We start from the raw sequence: 15,320 nt of genomic DNA on the forward strand, positions 1-15,320 counted from the left end.
CTATGGAGTCACCCCCAGCGCCATCACGACCTGGGCCGTGCCGATCGCGACGAGCAGGAACGTGATCACGCCGACGATAGACGTCTTCGATGCCGAGCCGACGCCACAGACGCCGTGGCCCGACGTACACCCCTTCCCGATTCGGGTGCCAATTCCGACCAGGATCCCGCCGAGGAATAGCCGCCACGGCTGGACCTCGGTGAGCCAGAGCGTGATCCCGCCGACCTCGTACAACTCGCCGGTTGCCCCGGACTCGTAGAGGCCAGTCGAGACCAGTCCCGACTGGACGGTCAGGGCGTAGACGAACGCGCCCCCGATGATCCCGAGCGTGAAGACGACGCGCCAGTCGCGCGAACTGACGTACTGCTGGAACCGCGACTGGTCCGACACGTACGACAGCGTCGACTCGAGGAACGTACTCGCTCCGGCTGGAATGCCGGTGCCGAGGTAGATGACGACAGCACCGAGACCGACGAGCAGTCCGCCAACGGCGTACCGGCTAATCCCAACAGGGAACAGCGTCTCGTACAGCGCCGGCGCGAAGAGTTCAGATACCATTCGGCTGGTGGAAGATTGTGTTAGTCACCGGCCAGCGATTCCTGGCTGGCGGCGCAGTTGTTCGGACCGAGTTCGAGTTCGAACGCCTCCTCGTCGTCAGCAGCCTGCTGGCCGAGATTGGTGGCGATGATGTCCTCGTAGTTGGCTGGTCGTGGTGGCATGTCCGCGAGGATCACCTCGACGAAGTCGGCTTCGTCCATCGTCAGGGCAGCCATATCCGCTTCGAGCTGGCCGATCGGTGCCGTGTAGGTGCCGTCGTCGGCTGGCACGGCCGAGTCGCTGAAGTGGGCGCCGCCGACGAGCGTGTCGTCGGGCAGCGAGAGCACGCGCTCTTGCAGTGACTCGTAGAGCTGTTTCGCAGCGTCCTCAGCGCCCTCGTCACCCTCCTCCAGATCGGGGCGGGCGACGCTCTCGACGAACAGCCCGTCGCCGGTCGCGAGCAGTTCGCCGTCGATCAGGTACGAGGTCATCCCGGACGTGTGACCGGGCGTGGAGACGGTCTCGATGGTGGCGTCACCGACCTGGAACTCGTCGCCGTCGTCGGCCACCGTTAGATCGTCGGCGTAGGTGACGCCGCGGTCAACGGCCGCTGCAGGGATGACGCCTTCGACGCCTTCCTCGGAGAGGGTTCGAACACCCGAGATGTGGTCTGCGTGGATGTGCGTGTCGATCGCGTATTTCAGGTCGACGTCGAGTTCGGCGGCGTCTGCGAGATAGCGGTCAGTGAACGCCCGAAGCGGGTCGATCACGGCCGCTTCGTCACCGTCGTGGACGAAGTACCCGAGACACCCCGAGGACGGGCGCTGATACTGGATGAGTGAGCCCGCGCCGTCGTAGTCCTCGACCTCGACGGCTTCGTAGATGCGCGCCCAGCCGTTCATCCCATCTTCGAGGTGGTTCACGTCGTAACCCTGTTCTTTGAGCGATCCGGCGACGAACTCGCTGGCGCCACCTTTCGCACAGAGGACCGTGACTTCTTCGTCGTCCGGAATCTGTGCAAGAACATCCTCGTCGATCTCCTCGTCTAAGAACTCGAAGTACGGCACGTTGATCGACTCGACGGTCTCGCCGTCGACTCGCCACTCCTCGTAGTCTGACTCCATCCGCGCGTCGAGCAGCACGACATCCTCTCCTGCGTCGATTCGTCCTTTCATCTCGGCCGGCGTCACCGATTCGATTTCGACATCCGGCGTTGGAAAGTTCATCTCGTCCATGTTGTACATTGCTCAGTACCGGCTCTGTCCCCTTAAACATTTGCATGGTATTTCCCCAACCACACAATATAGATAACGAGGTGGAAAGGATAAAACGCCCCCAGAGCATGTTTGAGTGTGTTCGAGCAGGTGTGGAGATTTCTGGCGAGACGCAGGTGTTCGCATACAGTGCAATAATCGATATCCTTTTATGCCAGCACCCGATATTGTGTGATAGCTCCAATACAGAGCACAGAGATAACCTATGAGTTCGGAATACGACACCGCGGAGACCCTCGACGTGAAAGGACAGTCCTGCCCAATGCCCATCATCAAGACCAAGCAGGCAGTCGATGAGCTCGACGCCGGCGAGGTGCTCGAAGTCGTGGCGACCGATTCGGGCAGTATGAGCGACATTCAGGGCTGGGCGGACGGTACCAGTGGAGTCGAACTCCTCGATCAGGTCGAGGGCGACGACCGCTACACCCACTACGTCAAGAAGACGGCGTAACATGAGCACGGACAACCAACCAGCGTCGGCCGACGACGCTACCGCTGACGCCGATTCCGATCCCACCCCCGACGTCGACGCCGCAGAGTTGCACGCACTGCGCGAGCGCGTCGACGAACTCGAGCAGACAGTTATAGACAGCGACGCAGGTTCGGATGAGAAGAAGATGACCATCGTCGCCACGCAGGGGAGCTTTGACATGGCGTATCCCCCGCTAATCCTCGGGAGCACGGCCGCCGCCTTCGGCTGGGATGTCGTCGTCTTCCACACGTTCTGGGGACTCGACATTCTCCACGAGGAGAAATCGAAGAACCTCAAGCTCTCTGCCGTTGGCAACCCGAATATGCCGGTCCCGAACGCCCTCGCCGCGATTCCCGGCATGGACCGGATGGCCACGCGAATGATGGAAAAGAAAATCGACGAGAATGGGACGGCGACGATCGAGGAACTGATCGATCTCTCGCTCGAACAGGGCGTCGATCTGCAGGCCTGCCAGATGACGATCGAGTTGATGGACTACGACGAAGATGACTTCTACGACGGTGTGACGACGGGCGTCGGTGCGGCAACCGCACTCCAGCATATGGCAGACTCCGATGTGCAGCTTCTAGTGTAACCATGACTGAATCCAACGAGAAGTGGATGACAGGCGAGATATGTGCGACGCCGAGCCTCCGCGTCGTTCACCGAGTCGCTGCCGCGGAGGGTGTCGATCCAACTGCACTCGACCCGCCACTCTACGAAGCCGTCGATCCGGCCGCACTCGATCAGCTGTACGAGACGGCTACCGACGGCGACTGCACCTGTCCTAGCCGCGTGTCGTTTCGCTTTCACGGCTATGACGTGACGGTCGAGTCTAACGGCCGAGTCAAACTCGATTAAGTAACCTTCGTATAGCCGAGAACGTCGGCATCGGTTCCCGTTCTGTCAGTCGCCAATACACACAACAGACAGCTCTTGAGACGTTGTCAAGCCTCACACCCGAATCAGTACCTTCACCGCATCGCGCTCGTCCATCGCGCGGTAACCCTCGGGCGTCTCCTCGAGGGAGACCGTCTTCGTAAACACCGGTGCTGGGTCGAGCGTCCCCTGGAGGACGTCGGCCATCAGCTCCTCGATGTAGGCCCGAACTGGCGCGACGCCGCCCCGGAGGGCGACGTTCTTGCCGAAGGCGGTTCCGAGGAAGGACGCCTCCGAGACGCCGTGGGGGACGCCGACGTAGCCGACGGTCCCACCCGGACGGGCCACCTCGAAGGCCGTCTCCATCGAGGACTCGGCGCCGACGCACTCTAAGACGTGGTTCGCGCCGCCGTAGGTCAGCTCACGGGCGCGTTCGACGGCTTCCTCGCCACGGGCACTGACGGTCTCGGTCGCACCGAACTCGCGGGCGATCTCGAGGCGGTCCTCGTGGTGGCCCATCGCGACGATCCGCTCGGCGCCGAGCCGGCGGGCGGCGAGGACACCACAGAGCCCGACGGCGCCGTCGCCGACGACGACCGCGGTGTCGCCGGCGGAGACGCCGGCGCTCGTAGCGGCGTGGTGGCCGGTACAGAGCACGTCAGTCAGCGGAAGCAGCGACTCGAGGACGTCCTCGTCGTCCGCATACCTGTCGGGGACGCGGACGAGGGTACCGTCGGCGTGGGGCGCACGGACCTTCTCGCCCTGCGCGCCGTCGTCCGTACCGGCCCAGCCGCCACCGTTCGCACAGGAGGTATGCAGCCCCTTCCGACAGAACTCGCAGGAGCCACAGCTGATCGAGAAGGGAGCGAGCACGCGATCACCGGGCTGAACGCTGGTAACGTCCTCGCCGACGTCCTCGACGATCCCCATCGGTTCGTGGCCGACCCGCGAGCCGGGCTCGTACTCGCGCTGGCCGCGGTAGAACCAGAGGTCAGAGCCACAGACGGCAGTGTGGGTGATCCGGACGACGGCGTCCGTCGACTCCTCGATCTCTGGGTCGGGAACCTCCTCGATCCGAACGTCTCGCTCGCCGTGGAAGACGGCTGCTTGCATACGTGATCGTCCGGCGGATCGGACAAAAGCGATGCGCTCCCGGCGATCGGGCGGGCGAGTCGTGCGGTCCAGACCGACGCCCGTCCAAACTGACGCCACGCTCTTGTACGAGCCCGTCGTCACACGATCGCATGGCCACGCTCGACGACCCCCTCGAGATCGGCGGCTGTGAGATTCCCAACCGCCTCTACCGCGCCCCGCTGCTCGAGTGCGCAGGCAACGGCCCGGACGCCGTCGATACGCTGATCGCGGACCTCGAACCAGCCGCAGAGTCGGGCGTCGGGCTGCTCTTCCAGGGCGCGACGATCGTCCGCGGCGAGGGGGGCTGCGCTGCGCCGGGGATGACCCGCGTCCACGATCCCGCGTTCGTCTCGCGGCTCTCGCGGCTCACCGACCGGGTCCACGACCACGGCGGGAAGATCTTCCTCCAACTCGAGCACGGCGGCCTCCGGAGCATGGAGACCTGGCACGCAGAACACCGGCAGGCGCGTCCGGACCTGCAGCAACTCGCGGTCTCGCGGCCGCCGTGGCAGCTGCGCCTGCTGGATCGGCTCGGCGCCCTCGACTACGACCCGCACGTCCTCTCGACGGCAGAGGTGTACGAGCTCGCAGCCGATTTCGGCCGGTCGGCGGCGTACGCGGTCGAGGCGGGCTACGACGGGATCCACATCTCGGGGGCGAATATGGGGATCGTCCAGCAGTTCCTCTCGCCGTTTTACAACCGGCGCGAGGACGAGTTCGGCGGCTCGCCGGAGGCCCGCCTCGCGTTCCTCGCGGTCGTCCACGACGAGATTAGGGATCGCGCGGGTGACGTCCCACTGGTGACGAAGGTGCCCGCAGAGACCCCGGCACCGCCGGCACCACTCGTCAGCCGAAAGCTCTCGCTTGCAGACGGCGTCGAGATCGCCCGGCGCTGCGAGCAGATCGGCTACGACGCCGTGGTGCCGGTGCAGGCGTCGGTCGTCTGGGACATGAGCATCGTCCGTGGCGAGTACCCGAAGCGGGCCTGGGAAAACGAGGCGCTACAGGAGGGGTACGACGCCGCCTTCGGCGGGCCCGTGCGGCGCCGGCTCGTGGCCGCGGGAAACCGACTGGAGGCGCTGCAGTATGATTTCGAACCCGCCTGGAACGAGGGCTTTTGCCGGCGGGTGCGCGAGCACGTCTCAATTCCCGTCCTCGCAGAGGGCGGAATCCGCGAACGCGGCGAGATGGACCGCCTGCTCGGCGCAGACAGCGGAGCGACGGGAGCCGCCGAGCCGGCTTGCGAGATGGTCGGGATGGCCCGGCCGTTCTACGCCGAGCCGCGATTGGGAGCGCGGCTGCTGGAAAGCGACACGACTGACTGCGACCCGTCGGGAGACGACCGTCCGGCACCGGATCGGCGCGTCCTCTGTGAGAGCTGCAACAACTGCACCGTCCCGCAGGCGGCTGGCGCACCCGGCATCTGCCGGACGCCGAGCGTCCTGAGACGGCGCGGAGAGTTAGAGCGAGAAGGAGCCTACGAGTAGGGCTGCGGCGGTGGGAGGGCGTTCACACAGCGGTGACGCTATCGCCCAACTCGGCGAGTGATCCCTCGCGTCTGTCGGTGGGTTCGTGAACCACCAGCACTGATTCGGGGGTGAGGTCGGGAAATCGAATCGTGGCCTCGTAGCTACCGTCGTCGCCGATGGCCGCGATCTCGTAGTTATCTCCCGAAGCGGTCGAAATCTGGACGTACTCGCCTGCGTGTTCGGGATCTGCGGTCCCGGTGATCGTGTACGATTCAGTTGCCGCGTCCGGATCGTTGCTCGCGACCGGATAGTTGGCATCCTCCCACGCCAGGTACCCCTCGTCGAGCGCGTAGACGTCCTCGAACCCCTCCGAGAGGAGCGCCGAGGCCCGTTGGACCGCGAGCGAGTGCGGACAGTCACAGTAGGTGACGATCCGGACGTCGCGATCCCAGTCGTCGGTCGGATCGGCCTCCTCGTCGCCGAACGGAGAGCTCAGTACGGCCCCGGGCACGTGACTGGCGTCGTACTGATTCTGGCCCCGAGTGTCGACGAAGCGGGCGTCATCCGCGTCCCACCACCCGTAGACGTCCTCCAAGGGAGCGAGCGGGACCGTCTCGCCCTCGAAGGAATCGGTTGGGTAGTCGTCGCCGCTCAGGACATCCGTACAGCCCGCCGTCAGTGAGAGCGCCGCAGCGCCGACGGAACCGAGGAGGCGACGACGATCCATAGACACGTTGAGGGCCGGATTTTGCATAGGTGTTGTGGTGCGTCTCAGACCCCTTCGTTTCGGGTGGAAAGTCGGAGATGTGGCTGGAGTGTTGGTCGAAATGAAATGTGAGAAGTAGTCCATCCTGGATTCGAACCAGGGTCGAAGCCCCCAGAAGGCTTCAGGATTGGCCGCTACCCTAATGGACTGCAGTCGAATCGAGGGGGGTCGGCAACTAAACCTTATCGCTTTTCGACGGCCGCAATCGTTCGTAGTGTTCTTTCCGGTGGCAGTTCGCACAGAGTATAGTGCACTTCTGGATTTCAGCGTCGATTCGATCTTTCGAATAACCGTAGGAGAGCATCTTTCCGACGGCCATCTCCTTTTCGTCTTCGTTGGTGTGGTGAAAATCGAGACATCGTGGATCATCTTCGCTACACCGAGAACAGCCCCGTTCTCGTTTGTATGCATAGACCCGTGCTCGGTGGTGCGCTCGCCGCCGCAGTGATCGCTCTGTATTCCACTCGGCGTTCCGATAGTGCCACCGCTGGTCGACGGTGAGTTCCTCCCACGACACGTCGTCGGGAAGGTCGACGTCGTCCGGTTTGGGTTCGACACGGGACCCCCTCGAATACGAGGTCTCCAGTCCCGCCCTCTCTTTCGCTGCGTTCCAGCCGCCACACGTCCGGATGATCGTCGCCGAGGCTGGTTTGAGTCCAAGTGTCTCATACTGGGCTTTCGTCGGCGACCCGCCGAGTTCGTCGGCGGCTCGTTGGAGCGCGTCGAGACACTCTTTCTCAGCGGTCACGCCGTTGTTGGCTGCGTCATCCGATATAAACGTAGAGACTGAAGCGATCCGACAGCGCTCGACCGTGAACCGACACGCCTTTTCCCGCGAGTTGCGCAGGCTCGAGTATGTCAACGTACGTCGGCCGCTTCGTCGTCGTCGGCCCCGATGTCGGCGCCTACCGCGTCTCGTCGCGATCGTTTCCGAACCGAGAGATTAGCGCCCGCGAGGACGCGCTCACCGTCGGCCCCACTGCAGACGCCCCGGAGACGGACAACCCCTACGTCTCGTACAACTGTCTGCGAGTGGTCGAGACGCCCGCAGGCGAGGCCGCCGCGTTCGGCAACGGCTCACACGTCGATCCGATCGCGGAGAAGCTCGAGCTGGGCTATCCGGCGCGGGACGCGCTGGCGACGAGCCTGCTCGCACTCGACTACGAGAAAGACGATTACGACACGCCCCGCATCGCGGCGACGATCGGCGACGGCGGCGAGGCGCTGATCGGAACCGTTCGGAAGGACGCCCTGCTCGTCGAGACGGTCGACGAGCCGACGCTGGTCGCGACCTACGAAGCCGATTCGCCGGACGCATTCGATCTCGCAGCCGAGGACGCCGACTCGGCTGCACGCGAAGTCTACGGCGCCGACTTCGACCACGCAGTCTGTGCAGCAGGCGTCTCCCGGACCGCAGACGGGTTCGAGACGGCGATTCACAACGGTTCGAACTGAGTTTGCATAGCCAGTGGTCGCATACTCGAGCGCGACCAGATACATACGGCTCGCGAACGTAGCCACCGCCGAACCGATGCGAGTCGGACTCATCTCCGATATTCACGGTAACCTGCCGGCACTGGAGGCCGTCCTCTCGGATATGCCCGCCGTCGACGCGCTAGTCTGTGCCGGCGACGTCGTCGGCTACAACCCCTGGCCTGCAGAGTGCGTCGACAAGCTCCGCGAGCGGGACGTGCCGACGGTGCTGGGCAACCACGACGCCGCCGTCGCCGACGGTTCGGCGTTCCGGTTCAACGGCATGGCCCGCGCAGGACTCGAGTACGCACAGCGAGTGCTGGAGGAGCAACAGCGGCGCTGGCTGGCCGAACTGCCGGCCGAGCGCCGCGAGTTCGACGGCCGGATGAAGCTCGTCCACGGCCACCCCGACGATCCCGATCGGTACACCCGGTACACTCGCCCGGAGGCGTTCTCGGCACGGCTACTCGACGACGAGGACGTACTCGTGCTCGGGCACACTCACGTTCAACACGCCGAAAAATACGCCGAGGGGATCGTCGTCAATCCGGGAAGCGTCGGTCAGCCCCGAGACGGCGATCCGCGCGCGGCCTACGCGGTCGTCGATCTCGCGGCGATGACCGTCGAGACCCACCGCGTCGAGTACGACGTTGGGGCGGTTCAAGAGGCGGTTGCGGAGGCCGACCTCCCAGCACGAATCGGCAGCCGACTCGCCAGGGGAGCGTAGTTGCGATCGGTGGCGACGGTGAAGAGCCAGAATCGAACCTTTTAGGCGCCGAGATTTGGTAGTTCCAGCTATGGAAGCCGTCGGCTGCGCCGCGCGTATCGAGTGGGAGCGATCACACCGCGCCGGAGGCCGGTGTCACGTCCGGCGCGCTGGCTCGGTCAGTCCGTGGCGTCGGCAGCGCCTCGCCCACTGTGGAGGCTCGGTCGAGTAATGCTTCGGCGACTGCGTGAGGACACACGGGCGATGTGCGAGCGCGACCCCGCCGCGAATCGGTGTCTCGAGGTCGCACTCACCTATCCGGGCGTCCACGCGGTCTGGGGCCACCGGATCGCCCACCAGCTCTGGAACGCGGGGTTCTCGCTGCTCGCCCGGGTGGTATCGCACCTGGTTCGACTGCTGACCGGCGTCGAGATCCACCCGGCAGCGACGGTCGGTCGTCGCGTGACCATCGACCACGGAATGGGTGTGGTAGTCGGTGAGACGGCCGAAATCGGCGACGACGTCCACATGTACCACGGCGTAACGCTGGGTGGAGAGCGCAACGAGCCGGTCAAGCGCCACCCGACGGTCGAAGCTGGCGTTCGTCTCGGCGCAAACGCGACGCTGATCGGAGATATCACGGTCGGCGAGGACGCGACGGTCGGAGCCGGCTCCGTCGTCATCGAGGACGTCCCAGCGGAGACGACGGTCGTGGGCGTGCCGGCCGAGCCTGCCGATTGACGACCGCCGGCGGCCGTTACATTCTGGCACTACTGATCTTCGTCTACGGTTTCATCCGTCCCCGGCGGAGCGCCCTCACCGGGAACGCCGTCCCCCGTCGCGACGGCGTCAGGGGACTGCTCGACGTCGGACTCGGTCACCGCAGCGTCGGAATCGGAGACGTGACCGAGCTCTAGCCAGAGTTTCGCCGTGCAGTCTCCCTGTGCCTCCTTCGAATCGTGTGCTGACACCTGGCCGAGAGAGGCGTTGCATCGACCGTGCTTGGCGACGTTCATCAGTGTGGCCGGCGAGCCACACGCGGGACAGTCGGTGTAGTAGCCACCGTCTTCGTTCTCGTGCCAGGCATCGGCGCCGAGTTCGGTGTACGCTGCGTCCTCGTTCCGTCGAGAGCCGTCACTCATACACACACTGTGAGCACGAAGGTGAGTAACGACCGGCCCGGAACCTGCAACCCCGCGACTCGCATCAGCGTGAAACCCCGCGACTCACACCAGCGGTTGGACCAGCGCTTCGCCCGCCGCGAGCAGCTCCGCAACGCGCTCGTCGCTCTCGCCCTCGGCGTAGACGCGAAGGACAGGCTCGGTGCCGCTAGGACGGACGAGCAGCCAGGAGCCGTCCGCGAGCAGGAGTTTGAAACCGTCGGCCGTGTTGACGTCTACGACGCTGACTCCGGCGACTGACTCCGGAATTTCGTCGGCGAGGGCATCGAGGACCGCGTCCTTCCGGTCGTCGGGACAGTCGACGCTCACCTTGTTCTGAACGACGGTGCCGTGGGCCTCGAGCAGTCGGTCGACGCGGTCGTCGAGGGGCTCCTCGGCGTGCATCGCCGTCGCGAGCAGCGCCAGCAAGACGCCGTCTTTCTCGCGGACGTGACCCCGAACGGTGAAGCCACCGGACTCCTCGCCGCCGACGAGGGCGTCGTGGTCGGCCATCGCAGCCGCGACCCACTTGAAGCCGACGGGCACCTCGTGGACCGTCTCGCCGTGAGCCTCGGCGACGCGGTCGATCAGGTAGGTCGTCGAGACGGTACGAACGGCGGCGCCCGAATCGTCTTCGAGCAGGTAGTCGTAGAGGGCGGCGAAAAATCGGTTCTCGTCGAGGTAGCCCCGCTTCGGGGTGACGACGGCGAGACGGTCGGCGTCGCCGTCGTTGGCGATACCGAGCGTCGGATCGGTCGTCTCGTCGGTGACGCGCTCGATAAGCGACGTGAGGTTGTCCGAGGCCGGTTCGGGCGCGCCGCCGCCGAACTCGGGGTCGCGCTCACAGCGCAGACACTCGACTGCGACGCCGGCGCGTTCGAGCAGGGCGTCGGTCGTCCCGCGCCCGCTGCCGTGCATCGCGTCGTAGGCGACTGTCACGTCACCGTCGAGTGCCCGGGTTCCGGTGATCGACGCCAGTCGATCGAGGGCCGCTTCGGCGTGGCTCTCGACGAAGTCGACTTCGCGAACGGTGCCGTGTTCCTCGGGTGGGAGGGAGTCGGGTTCTGCGAGATTGTCCGCGACAGCGTCCATCACCGACGGAAGCGCTGGCGCGCCGTCCTCGGGGATGAACTTGATCCCGTTGTACGCCGGCGGGTTGTGAGAGGCGGTGACGACGAGTGCACCGGAGAGGCCCCGGTCGACGATCGCGTGAGCAAACAGCGGCGTCGGCCGATCACGCGTCGAGAGACGGACGTCGAAGCCGTTTGCACAGAGGACCCGGGAGAGGTCCTCCGCGAAGCCCCGAGAGGTCTCTCTGGCGTCGTAACCGACCGCGACAGGGGCAGAAAGCCCCTCCTCGCGGAGGTACGAGGCTACCGCCTGTCCGACCATTCGCACCCGCGGTTGGGTAAACTCCGCCAGGCGAGCCCGCCAGCCATCGGTTCCAAACGAAATCGGCGCCATACCCCCATCTCTACGGCCGGCGCGAAAAAAGCGGCGGCAGTGACACGAGAGCGACGGCGCCACCAGGGGTAGAACGGTCGTCGACTCCGGCTCAGCCGCCTCCGACGAGGCGCTCTTTGGCCGGCCGCGAGAGCTGCTTAATCTCGTACTCGCGGCTCATCGCCGCCGACTTCGTCTCGTAGCGTTCGTGGTAGACCAGTTCGACTGGGGTTCGACCCCGTGTGTACTTCGCTCCCGTCCCCGCGTTGTGCTCGGAAACGCGCCGCTCGAGATCGGTCGTGTAGCCGGTGTAGAGCGTGTCGTCGGCACACGAGAGAACGTACACGACGTGGTGAGCCATACGAACTCGTCCGCCGAGACGGTCGAAAAGCTATCGGGTTCGGGTCTGGGTCGACTGCGCGGGTTGGGGCCGCCCAGCCGGATCGGGGCCAAGAACGGAACTATTCGGACGTCACACAGCGCGGGTCACGCGTTCCCGGCCCGCTCTCTGGCGACGTCGGCGATACCTGCGTTCGCCGAGCAACTGATACACGCGTGGACTTCACCGTACTCGTCGGCGAAGACTCGGGCGAAGCGTTCGGACACGTGGGAGCCGCAGTGGGTACACGTAGGCATGGGAATCCGGCACGAGCCGGTAGCTCGAGATAGTCGGGATAGTACTAAAAGTGCTTTGCCAAACACCGTTTGGGTTTCTCCCTATCACCAGTTGAGTTTCCTACTGGCAGATATTATTTTTTGAAGGCAAAACTATTCACCAGCATTTGGCGACATCGATTGCCCGAGCGATCAACACCGCCTGTGCGCCGGCGACGAAACCGGCGTCGATGTTGACAACCGAGAGGACGGTACAGGACTGGAGAAGGCCGGCAAGCGCCGCCTCGCCGTCGCCACCGTAACCGTACCCACTCGAGACTGGCAGTCCGATGACGGGGGCATCGACCAGCCCGGCGACCACCGTCGGGAGCGCTCCCTCACGGCCAGCAGCGACGATGACGACATCTGCCTCTCTGATCCGATCGACCTGGTCGAGAACGCGAACGAGCGAGGCGACGCCGACGTCGTCGATCCGGTCGACGGTCGCCCCCGCGTCCTCGCAGACGAGTTGGGCCTCGTCGGCGATCGGACCGTCGACGGTCCCGGCAGTCACGATCGCGACAGTCGCGTCGAGCGAGGTCGGCTCGACGTCGGGCGTTGTGACCAGTACAGCCTCGCTCCGGCGGTCGACCGTCGCATCCGGATAGCTCGCCTCGAGTGTCGACTCGAGAGTGGCAAACTGCTCGGGATCGATTCGTGTCACGAGCGCGCGCTCGGTCGCTTCGAGGGCCGTGGTGGTAAGCGAGGCGACCTGCTCCGGTGATTTTCCAGGAGCGAAGATTGCCTCGGGAATGCCACGACGGTCCCGCCGTGTGGCGTCGAACCGGCCGGCCTCGTCGGCGACGTACCCTCTGAGTTTGGCTTCGGCTGCCGCCGGTGTGAGCGAGCCGTCGGCGACGGCCGCTAAGATCTCGCGCATACCGTCAATCGGCGACCCACGCACTCGAATCCGTCGACAGACGGCCCGAACTGTGCTCGCGCGCGAGCGTCGGAGGGTCTGTAGAACAGAGATTCCGGCGGGGCGTGGATTGCTCCGACATATACTTTCTGGTGATCGGGAGGGGCGGAACGGGCGATTCGACCGCTACAGCAGCGATATAGGGCGGTACAACCACAACGTTTATACTATCCAAACAGGAATCGGCACAGCGTATGGCAGACCTTATCGTCAAAGCCGCCGTGAAGGAAGCGCTCGATGACAAGAACGTCGCCTCGGACTTCTATGACGCCCTCGACGAGGAAGTCTCGGAGCTCCTCGACGACGCCGCTCGACGCGCCGAAGCTAACGACCGAAAGACGGTTCAGCCCCGCGACCTGTAAGGAACGCCACAAGTAGCGATTTTTTACGACGTACCACCGAGTAGCTCCTGCGTTCGACGTCGATGAGCGGTCTCGGGCACACAACGAGACGAGAGAACAAGCCCGAGGCTCAGTCGGATCGGCGATCGTCGAGGTACGCCTTCGTTCGGCCAAGTACGACGGGATCGATCGCCTGTAGTTCGGCGACGGTCTCACAGCCGGTGACGAACATCGCGGTGCGAAGTTCGAGTTCGAGCGTCTCGATCAGGTCAACGACGGCGTCGGTTCCCTGGCCTGCAGGACCGAGAAACGGCTTCGCGAGGCCGCCGGCCCGGGCGCCGAGAGCGATCGCCTTCGCCACGTCCAGACCCGACCGGACGCCGCCGCTTGCGATGACGCAGTCGTGGGCCACGGCGGCCTCGATCGTGCTGACCGCCGTCGGAACGCCCCAGGCACGGAACCGACGGCCGATCGCCTCCTGGCGGTCCGCGCCGACCGCGGCGGCCCGGTAGGATTCGATCCCCGACCAGGTCGTCCCACCTTTGCCCGCGACGTCGATGGCGTCGACCCCCGCGTCGGCGAGCCGCTGGGCGGTCTCCCCGGAGATGCCGTTGCCCGTCTCTTTGACGATGACCGGGACCGACAGCTCGTCGGCGACGCGTTCGATCGCCGCGAGACAGCCTCGGGCGTCGACATCGCCCTCCGGCTGGACGGCCTCCTGGAGAAAGTTCAGGTGGACCGCCATCGCGTCGGCCTCGATCATCTCGACGGCGTCTTCGACGTCCGCGACGTCGTACTCAAGTAACTGCGCCGCACCGACGTTGCCGTAAAGGAAGGCCTCAGGTGCGACGTCGCGGACGATCGTATAGGACTCAAGCAGGTCCTCGTCGTCGAGTTCGAGGCCGGCGCGCTGGCTGCCGACGCCCATCGCGATCCCTGTTCGCTGGGCGGCTTCGGCGAGCGAACGGTTGATTTTCGTCGTGTTGGGGTGGCCACCGGTCATGCTCTCGATGACGATCGGCGCGGAAAGTTCGTGCCCGAACAGCGTCGTCGACGTGTCGATCTCGTCGCGATGGATCTCGGGCAGCGCCTCGTGGACGAGGTCGACGTCCGCAAAACCGGTCCCCGAGGTCTCGACGTCTTCTTCCTGGATGATACGAATGTGGTCGTCTTTCCGGTCGGACGTTTCGGGCATCGATAGGTTCCTACTTGCGCGGTTGGCGTACGCGGTTGAAAAGCTGTCCTTTCGTCCTGTCTCCCGGCCGCGTACGGGCACGAGGCGGCAATTTTGTATCAGTATGGACGGACGTCGACGCCGTCGTCAGTGCCGACGTAGGTCACGTCTGCGAGATCGATGAACAGCCCGTGCTCGACGACTCCCGGTATTGCAGCGAGTCGAGCCGCCAGATCGGCCGGATCGGCGATTTCACCGAACGCACAGTCCAGGACGAGGTTGCCGTTGTCGGTCACCACGGGCCCGTCCTTGCGCTCGGCGGCCCGGAGGTCGGGCTCGCCGCCCAGTTCTCGCACCTGGTTGGCGACGATCGTGTGAGCAGCCGGCAGCACCTCCACGGGAACCGGCCCCGAAATGCGGTCTGTGAGCTTCGTCGGGTCGGCGACGACGACGAATCGGTCGGCAGCCGCGTCGACCAGCTTCTCGCGGGTGTGGGCGGCGCCGCCACCCTTGCGAAGCACCCCGTGGGCGTTCGCATCGGGATCGTCGACAACCTCGTCTGCGCCATCGATCGCCAGGTCGACGGCGTCGACCGCGTCGAGGGAGGTAAGCGGGATCCCAGACTCGATCGCGAGTTGCCGGGACTGGAAGGAGGTTGGGATTCCCCGGACGTCGAGCCCGTCGGCGACGCGTTCTCCGATCGCGCTGATCGCATGTGCGGTCGTCGATCCCGTTCCGAGGCCGACGACGAACCCGTCCTCGACGTCCTCGGCCGCGCGCTCTCCCGCACGGCGCTTTGTCGCGTCCGACCCGCCCGTCCGTTTCATGTCCCGACGAGCGCGCGGCGGGGGCAAAAACGTTGTACCTCTGATCCGGCGGGTGGGCCAGGGTGGCGCAGTTGGACGAAACGAGCCCCAGT

Annotated in this window: 18 protein-coding genes, 1 tRNA gene and 1 pseudogene; 8 read left to right on the plus strand and 12 right to left on the minus strand. The window is 65.1% G+C overall.

Features of this window, described 5'->3' with window-relative positions; genetic code table 11:
* Window positions 1-558: a YeeE/YedE family protein gene (locus tag OB905_08070; protein ID MCU4925940.1), complete on the minus strand. Its 558-nt coding sequence runs from the start codon at window positions 556-558 to the stop codon at window positions 1-3.
* 20 nt (window positions 559-578) lie between these two features.
* The gene (locus OB905_08075) at window positions 579-1,772 is read right to left on the minus strand and encodes an MBL fold metallo-hydrolase (GenBank protein ID MCU4925941.1); all 1,194 of its coding nucleotides are present in this window, start codon (window positions 1,770-1,772) and stop codon (window positions 579-581) included.
* Window positions 1,773-2,016: 244 nt separating this feature from the next.
* On the opposite strand from OB905_08075, the gene OB905_08080 reads away from it, so the two are divergent.
* Genes OB905_08080 through OB905_08090 form a run of 3 tightly spaced genes read left to right on the plus strand, consistent with a single transcriptional unit; the run spans window position 2,017 to window position 3,144 of the window.
* Window positions 2,017-2,262 (plus strand): sulfurtransferase TusA family protein, encoded by a 246-nt coding sequence (locus OB905_08080; protein ID MCU4925942.1) that lies wholly within the window; start codon window positions 2,017-2,019, stop codon window positions 2,260-2,262.
* A 1-nt stretch (window position 2,263) separates the two neighbouring features.
* Window positions 2,264-2,878 (plus strand): DsrE/DsrF/DrsH-like family protein, encoded by a 615-nt coding sequence (locus OB905_08085; protein MCU4925943.1) that lies wholly within the window; start codon window positions 2,264-2,266, stop codon window positions 2,876-2,878.
* A gap of 2 nt (window positions 2,879-2,880) precedes the next feature.
* Complete coding sequence (locus OB905_08090; GenBank protein ID MCU4925944.1) at window positions 2,881-3,144, plus strand: hypothetical protein; 264 nt, start codon at window positions 2,881-2,883, stop codon at window positions 3,142-3,144.
* Between the two features lie 93 nt (window positions 3,145-3,237).
* Here OB905_08090 and OB905_08095 read toward each other — a convergent pair whose 3' ends face one another.
* Window positions 3,238-4,275, minus strand: a complete 1,038-nt coding sequence (locus tag OB905_08095) for a zinc-dependent alcohol dehydrogenase family protein (protein ID MCU4925945.1) — start codon at window positions 4,273-4,275, stop codon at window positions 3,238-3,240.
* Between the two features lie 131 nt (window positions 4,276-4,406).
* On the opposite strand from OB905_08095, the gene OB905_08100 reads away from it, so the two are divergent.
* Window positions 4,407-5,783, plus strand: a complete 1,377-nt coding sequence (locus tag OB905_08100; GenBank protein MCU4925946.1) for an NADH:flavin oxidoreductase — start codon at window positions 4,407-4,409, stop codon at window positions 5,781-5,783.
* 22 nt (window positions 5,784-5,805) lie between these two features.
* On the opposite strand, the gene OB905_08105 is transcribed toward OB905_08100, so the two are convergent.
* The 3 genes and pseudogenes from OB905_08105 to OB905_08115 all read right to left on the minus strand — a co-directional run bounded on the left by OB905_08105 (window position 5,806) and on the right by OB905_08115 (window position 7,279).
* Window positions 5,806-6,492 carry a rhodanese-like domain-containing protein gene (locus OB905_08105; GenBank protein MCU4925947.1) on the minus strand — a complete coding sequence of 229 codons (687 nt, stop codon included), beginning with the start codon at window positions 6,490-6,492 and terminating at the stop codon, window positions 5,806-5,808.
* Window positions 6,493-6,607: 115 nt separating this feature from the next.
* Window positions 6,608-6,680 (minus strand) — tRNA-Gln (locus OB905_08110).
* Between the two features lie 62 nt (window positions 6,681-6,742).
* Window positions 6,743-7,279: pseudogene (locus tag OB905_08115) on the minus strand (HNH endonuclease).
* A gap of 107 nt (window positions 7,280-7,386) precedes the next feature.
* Here OB905_08115 and OB905_08120 point away from each other — a divergent pair.
* From OB905_08120 to cysE, 3 genes are all read left to right on the plus strand, one after another.
* Window positions 7,387-7,986: an IMP cyclohydrolase gene (locus OB905_08120; protein ID MCU4925948.1), complete on the plus strand. Its 600-nt coding sequence runs from the start codon at window positions 7,387-7,389 to the stop codon at window positions 7,984-7,986.
* 76 nt (window positions 7,987-8,062) lie between these two features.
* Entirely contained in the window at window positions 8,063-8,731 is a 669-nt protein-coding gene (locus tag OB905_08125; GenBank protein ID MCU4925949.1) for a metallophosphatase family protein, read from the plus strand.
* 210 nt (window positions 8,732-8,941) lie between these two features.
* A complete protein-coding gene (gene cysE, locus OB905_08130; protein MCU4925950.1) occupies window positions 8,942-9,451 on the plus strand; it encodes a serine O-acetyltransferase in 510 nt (169 codons plus the stop codon).
* Between the two features lie 29 nt (window positions 9,452-9,480).
* On the opposite strand, the gene OB905_08135 is transcribed toward cysE, so the two are convergent.
* The 4 genes from OB905_08135 to larB form a co-directional block, all read right to left on the minus strand.
* A complete protein-coding gene (locus tag OB905_08135; GenBank protein MCU4925951.1) occupies window positions 9,481-9,852 on the minus strand; it encodes a hypothetical protein in 372 nt (123 codons plus the stop codon).
* Window positions 9,853-9,936: 84 nt separating this feature from the next.
* Window positions 9,937-11,334 carry a phosphoglucomutase/phosphomannomutase family protein gene (locus tag OB905_08140; protein MCU4925952.1) on the minus strand — a complete coding sequence of 466 codons (1,398 nt, stop codon included), beginning with the start codon at window positions 11,332-11,334 and terminating at the stop codon, window positions 9,937-9,939.
* Window positions 11,335-11,425: 91 nt separating this feature from the next.
* Window positions 11,426-11,674 (minus strand): GIY-YIG nuclease family protein, encoded by a 249-nt coding sequence (locus tag OB905_08145; protein ID MCU4925953.1) that lies wholly within the window; start codon window positions 11,672-11,674, stop codon window positions 11,426-11,428.
* Between the two features lie 411 nt (window positions 11,675-12,085).
* A complete protein-coding gene (gene larB / locus OB905_08150; protein MCU4925954.1) occupies window positions 12,086-12,847 on the minus strand; it encodes a nickel pincer cofactor biosynthesis protein LarB in 762 nt (253 codons plus the stop codon).
* Window positions 12,848-13,080: 233 nt separating this feature from the next.
* Here larB and OB905_08155 point away from each other — a divergent pair, with 233 nt between their 5' ends.
* Complete coding sequence (locus tag OB905_08155; protein MCU4925955.1) at window positions 13,081-13,248, plus strand: DUF1931 family protein; 168 nt, start codon at window positions 13,081-13,083, stop codon at window positions 13,246-13,248.
* A 109-nt stretch (window positions 13,249-13,357) separates the two neighbouring features.
* Here OB905_08155 and fni read toward each other — a convergent pair whose 3' ends face one another.
* Together fni and rpiA are read right to left on the minus strand one after the other, a co-directional pair.
* Window positions 13,358-14,422 carry a type 2 isopentenyl-diphosphate Delta-isomerase gene (gene fni, locus OB905_08160; GenBank protein MCU4925956.1) on the minus strand — a complete coding sequence of 355 codons (1,065 nt, stop codon included), beginning with the start codon at window positions 14,420-14,422 and terminating at the stop codon, window positions 13,358-13,360.
* Window positions 14,423-14,520: 98 nt separating this feature from the next.
* Entirely contained in the window at window positions 14,521-15,228 is a 708-nt protein-coding gene (rpiA, locus tag OB905_08165) for a ribose-5-phosphate isomerase RpiA (protein MCU4925957.1), read from the minus strand.
* Window positions 15,229-15,320 lie beyond the last annotated feature (92 nt).

The sequence above is a fragment of the Halobacteria archaeon AArc-dxtr1 genome, assembly GCA_025517425.1.
In the GTDB taxonomy this organism is placed as follows: Archaea; Halobacteriota; Halobacteria; order Halobacteriales; family Natrialbaceae; genus Halostagnicola.